Raw genomic sequence first — 3,897 nt, forward strand, 5'->3', positions numbered from 1 at the left:
TTCTATGAACCTGACGATCAGCGGTCACCACCTTGAGGTCACACCCGCCCTGCGCGGTTACGTCACCAGCAAACTCGAACGCATATCCCGACACTTCGACCAGGTGGTCGACATGAAGGTGCTGCTGACGGTGGACAACCTGAAGGAGAAAGACCTGCGGCAGAAAGCGGAGTGCAACATTCACGTCAAGGGGCGCGACCTGTTTGCCGAAAGCGCACATGCCGATCTGTACGCCGCTGTGGACGACCTGGCCGACAAACTCGACCGACAGGTGCTGCGCTACAAGGACAAGGCGCAGGACCACCACCACGACTCGGTCAAGCGTTTGATGTGATGAATGTCACGGGCTGCGGCCCGTGCGGGAAAACCCGATGCTGCGCTGCAGCAAGCCGCTTGAGAAGTCAAGCGGCTTTTTTGTGCCTCCAGTCTAGCCAACACCGCTCAACTGGTCATAATTTGCGCTCCAAGAGGGCCCACATGAACCGACTATCTGTCATATTGCCTGCCGCGCAAGTGCTCGTCAGCGTGGACGCGACCAGCAAGAAACGCGCGTTTGAAGAAGCAGGTCTGCTCTTCGAGACCCTTCACGGACTCAACCGGGCGCTCATCACCGACAGCCTGTTTGCCCGCGAGCGCCTGGGCTCGACCGGACTCGGCCACGGGGTGGCAATTCCCCACGGACGCATCAAAGGCCTCAAGCAACCGCTGGCTGCCGTCTTTCAGCTGGCCAACCCGATCGGCTTCGACGCGCCCGACGAGCAGCCGGTGCAACTGATGATTTTTTTGCTGGTGCCCGAGGCGGCCACGCAGAAGCACCTGGAAATCCTGTCGGAAATCGCCGAGCTGCTCAGCGACAGCGGCCTTCGTGAGCAGATGAAAACCTCTGCGGATGCCGTCGCACTGCACAAACAGATCACGTCGTGGCAGTCCGCTCACGCTGCGGCCTGACATCTTGCGCCCTCACGCTGAACCATTGCACAGGTCGCTGCCCACCGAGTGGGCTGACCATCCTTGGGGCGGCCCGGCGGCTGATCGCTTGCTTTGAAACCCACCGTCGTTAGCGCCGATGTTCTCTTTGAGGACCATCGCGACGCCCTGAAGTGGCAGTGGATCGCCGGGCTCGGGGCTTCCGAGCGGCGGTTTGACGAAGTGGCCATCCGGGCAGCGCGTTCGGGAGCCGACCTCGTTGGTTATCTCAACTACATCCACCCGTACCGGGTGCAGGTGTTCGGCGAACGGGAAGTCGCCTACCTCACGAGTCCGAACGAAGAGGACAACAAACGCCGCGTGGCGCGCATCGTCACGCTGGAGCCACCGGTGCTGGTGGTGGCCGATGGCCAGACCGCGCCCGATGCGCTCACCGCCATGTGCGAGCGCGCGCAGATCCCGATGTTCTCCACGCACGAGTCGGCGGCGTTCGTCATCGACGTGCTGCGGGCGTACCTCTCGCGCCATTTCGCCGACCGCGCGTCCATGCACGGCGTGTTCATGGACATCCTCGGCATGGGCGTGATGATCACGGGTGAGTCGGGCCTGGGCAAAAGCGAACTCGGGCTCGAACTCATCTCGCGTGGCCATGGCCTGGTGGCCGATGACGCGGTGGACCTGTACCGCATCAACCAGACCAGCATCGAAGGCCGCTGTCCTGAACTGTTGCAAAACCTGCTCGAGGTGCGCGGCATCGGACTGCTCGACATCAAGGCGATCTTCGGCGAGACCGCGGTGCGGCGCAAGATGCGCCTTTCGCTCATCGTGCACCTGGTGCGCCGCGAGACCATGGAGCGTGACTACGAACGCATGCCCCACGAACCGCTGTACCAGGATGTGCTGGGGGTGCCGGTTCGCAAGGCGGTGATTCAGGTGGTGGCGGGACGCAACATTGCGGTGTTGGTGGAAGCCGCCGTGCGCAACACCATCCTGCAGTTGCGCGGCATCGACACCTACCAGGAGTTCGTGTCACGCCACCGCGCAGCCATGTCGCGCGGAGAGTGAGCCCCTCAGGCCCGGTGTGAGTGGCCCTTGTGCGGGCAGTCGGTCTTGGTGCAATTGGCGTAAAGCGAGAGGGCGTGTTCCTGCAGCACGAAGCCCCGCGTCTTGGCCACCATCTGCTGGCGCTTTTCGATCTCGGCGTCGAAGAACTCTTCCACACGACCGCAGTCCAGACAGACCAGATGATCGTGGTGCTGGCCTTCGTTGAGTTCGTACACCGCCTTGCCCGACTCGAAGTTGCTGCGCGTGAGCAGGCCCGCTTGTTCAAACTGCATCAGCACGCGGTAGACCGTGGCCAGCCCGATGTCGGAGCGTTCTTCAAGCAACACGCGGAACACGTCCTCGGCCGTCATGTGGCGCTGCTTGGCGTTCTGAAACACCTCCAGGATCTTGAGCCGGGGCAGGGTGGCTTTCAGCCCGGTGTTCTTGAGTTCTTCGATGTTGGTCATGGCGGTGGGCGCGCGGCGTGTTGGATCGGGCGGGCGGGTGCGGTTGCGGTGTCTTCGGGCCCCAAGACTACAATGAAAGGATCATATCGTCAGCGTCTGGCGCACGCTGTTCAACTGCTTCGGCCGTGCCTGCGCGCACGCCCCTTCCACGGTCAGACCCATGCTCCACCACACTCCCGATCGTCCCCCCCTGCCCACCTCCGGCCAGCGACAGAACCGCCTTGGGCGATGGGTGGGTGTGCTTGCCGCGCTGACGGTCCTGTCGGCGTGCTCCAGCGTCACCAACCGCATGCCCAGCGTCACCAGCCTCGTGACGCCGTACAAGATCGACATCCTCCAGGGCAATGTGGTCACGCGGGAGCAGGCGGCGGCTTTGCAGCCGGGCATGACCCGCGCCCAGGTGCGCGACATCCTGGGCTCGCCGCTGCTGGCCAGCGTCTTCCACGCCGACCGCTGGGACTACGTGTTCACATTCCGCCGCCAGGGTCAGGAGCCGCAGCAGCGCCGCCTGACCGCATTCTTCAAGTCCGATGTGCTCGAAAGGTTCGAGGCCGACGCCTTGCCCACCGAGGCCGAATTCGTGGCTTCGCTCGACGCGGGCCGCAAGTTCGGCAAGGTGCCGCCGCTGCAGGCCACCGAGGCCCAGCTCAAGACCTTTGACGATCGCAACAAGACCACGGCGCCGGTGGAACCTGTTGCGCCCGCGGCTGCGCCCGCCGCCAGCTACCCACCCCTGGAGACACCGGGGACCGCCCGATGAGCAGCGCAGCGGGCTTGCACCGTGTGTGCGTGGCGGGCGCCAGCGGCCGCATGGGTCAGATGCTGGTGGAGGCCGTGCGCAGCAGTGGCGACTGCCAGCTGACCGGCGCGCTCGACATCCCAGGCAGCCCCATGCTGGGTCAGGACGCTGCCGGGTTTGCTGGCCAGGCCAGTGGCGTGCTGATCACCGCCGACCTCGCCCAGGGCTTGCGCGGCGGCCAGGTGTTGATCGACTTCACCCGCCCCGAAGGCACGCTGGCGCATCTGCGCGACTGCGTGAAACACGGCGTGAATGCCGTCATCGGCACCACCGGTTTCAGTGACGCACAGAAAGCCGAGATCGCCGAGGCGGCGAAGTCCATTGCCATCGTGATGGCACCCAACATGAGCGTGGGGGTGAACGTCACGCTCAAGTTGCTGGAGATGGCGGCCAAGGCCCTGGCCACCGGTTACGACATCGAGATCATCGAAGCGCACCACCGCCACAAGGTGGACGCGCCCAGCGGCACCGCGCTCAAGATGGGTGAGGTGATCGCCGACGCGTTGGGCCGCGATCTGAAGGATTGCGCGGTCTATGCGCGCGAAGGCGTGACCGGCGAGCGCGACCCCTCCAGCATCGGATTCGCCACCATCCGCGGTGGCGACATCGTGGGCGACCACACCGTGCTGTTCGCCGGCACCGGCGAGCGCATCGAGATCA

General features: G+C 64.6%; 6 protein-coding genes. 5 read left to right on the forward strand and 1 reads right to left on the reverse strand.

Annotated elements, in window-relative coordinates; translation table 11 throughout:
• The first annotated feature begins 4 nt into the window (after positions 1-4).
• From raiA to hprK, 3 genes are all read left to right on the forward strand, one after another.
• Positions 5-334 (forward strand): ribosome-associated translation inhibitor RaiA, encoded by a 330-nt coding sequence (gene raiA / locus Q1W68_RS01455; protein ID WP_300652316.1) that lies wholly within the window; start codon positions 5-7, stop codon positions 332-334.
• 143 nt (positions 335-477) lie between these two features.
• On the forward strand, positions 478-948 hold the full coding sequence (locus Q1W68_RS01460; protein WP_300652318.1) for a PTS sugar transporter subunit IIA: 471 nt from the start codon (positions 478-480) through the stop codon (positions 946-948).
• A 93-nt stretch (positions 949-1,041) separates the two neighbouring features.
• Complete coding sequence (gene hprK, locus Q1W68_RS01465) at positions 1,042-1,992, forward strand: HPr(Ser) kinase/phosphatase (protein WP_300652320.1); 951 nt, start codon at positions 1,042-1,044, stop codon at positions 1,990-1,992.
• A gap of 5 nt (positions 1,993-1,997) precedes the next feature.
• Here hprK and fur read toward each other — a convergent pair whose 3' ends face one another.
• On the reverse strand, positions 1,998-2,438 hold the full coding sequence (gene fur, locus Q1W68_RS01470) for a ferric iron uptake transcriptional regulator (RefSeq protein WP_300652322.1): 441 nt from the start codon (positions 2,436-2,438) through the stop codon (positions 1,998-2,000).
• 160 nt (positions 2,439-2,598) lie between these two features.
• Here fur and Q1W68_RS01475 point away from each other — a divergent pair, with 160 nt between their 5' ends.
• Together Q1W68_RS01475 and dapB are read left to right on the forward strand one after the other, a co-directional pair.
• The gene (locus Q1W68_RS01475) at positions 2,599-3,198 is read left to right on the forward strand and encodes an outer membrane protein assembly factor BamE (RefSeq protein WP_366146687.1); all 600 of its coding nucleotides are present in this window, start codon (positions 2,599-2,601) and stop codon (positions 3,196-3,198) included.
• Positions 3,195-3,897 (forward strand): 4-hydroxy-tetrahydrodipicolinate reductase (gene dapB / locus Q1W68_RS01480; protein ID WP_300652323.1); only part of this gene is annotated, 703 nt, incomplete at its 3' end. The genes Q1W68_RS01475 and dapB, both read left to right, overlap by 4 nt.

The sequence above is a fragment of the Hydrogenophaga sp. genome (genome assembly GCF_030158645.1).
In the GTDB taxonomy this organism is placed as follows: Bacteria; Pseudomonadota; Gammaproteobacteria; order Burkholderiales; family Burkholderiaceae_C; genus Hydrogenophaga.

Excerpts from the sequence above, each read along its gene's own strand:
- raiA (WP_300652316.1), top strand. The coding sequence starts at position 5 with ATGAACCTGACGATCAGCGGTCACCACCTTGAGGTCACACCCGCCCTG.
- Q1W68_RS01460 (WP_300652318.1), top strand. The coding sequence starts at position 478 with ATGAACCGACTATCTGTCATATTGCCTGCCGCGCAAGTGCTCGTCAGC.
- fur (WP_300652322.1), bottom strand. The coding sequence starts at position 2,438 with ATGACCAACATCGAAGAACTCAAGAACACCGGGCTGAAAGCCACCCTG.
- Q1W68_RS01475 (WP_366146687.1), top strand. The coding sequence starts at position 2,599 with ATGCTCCACCACACTCCCGATCGTCCCCCCCTGCCCACCTCCGGCCAG.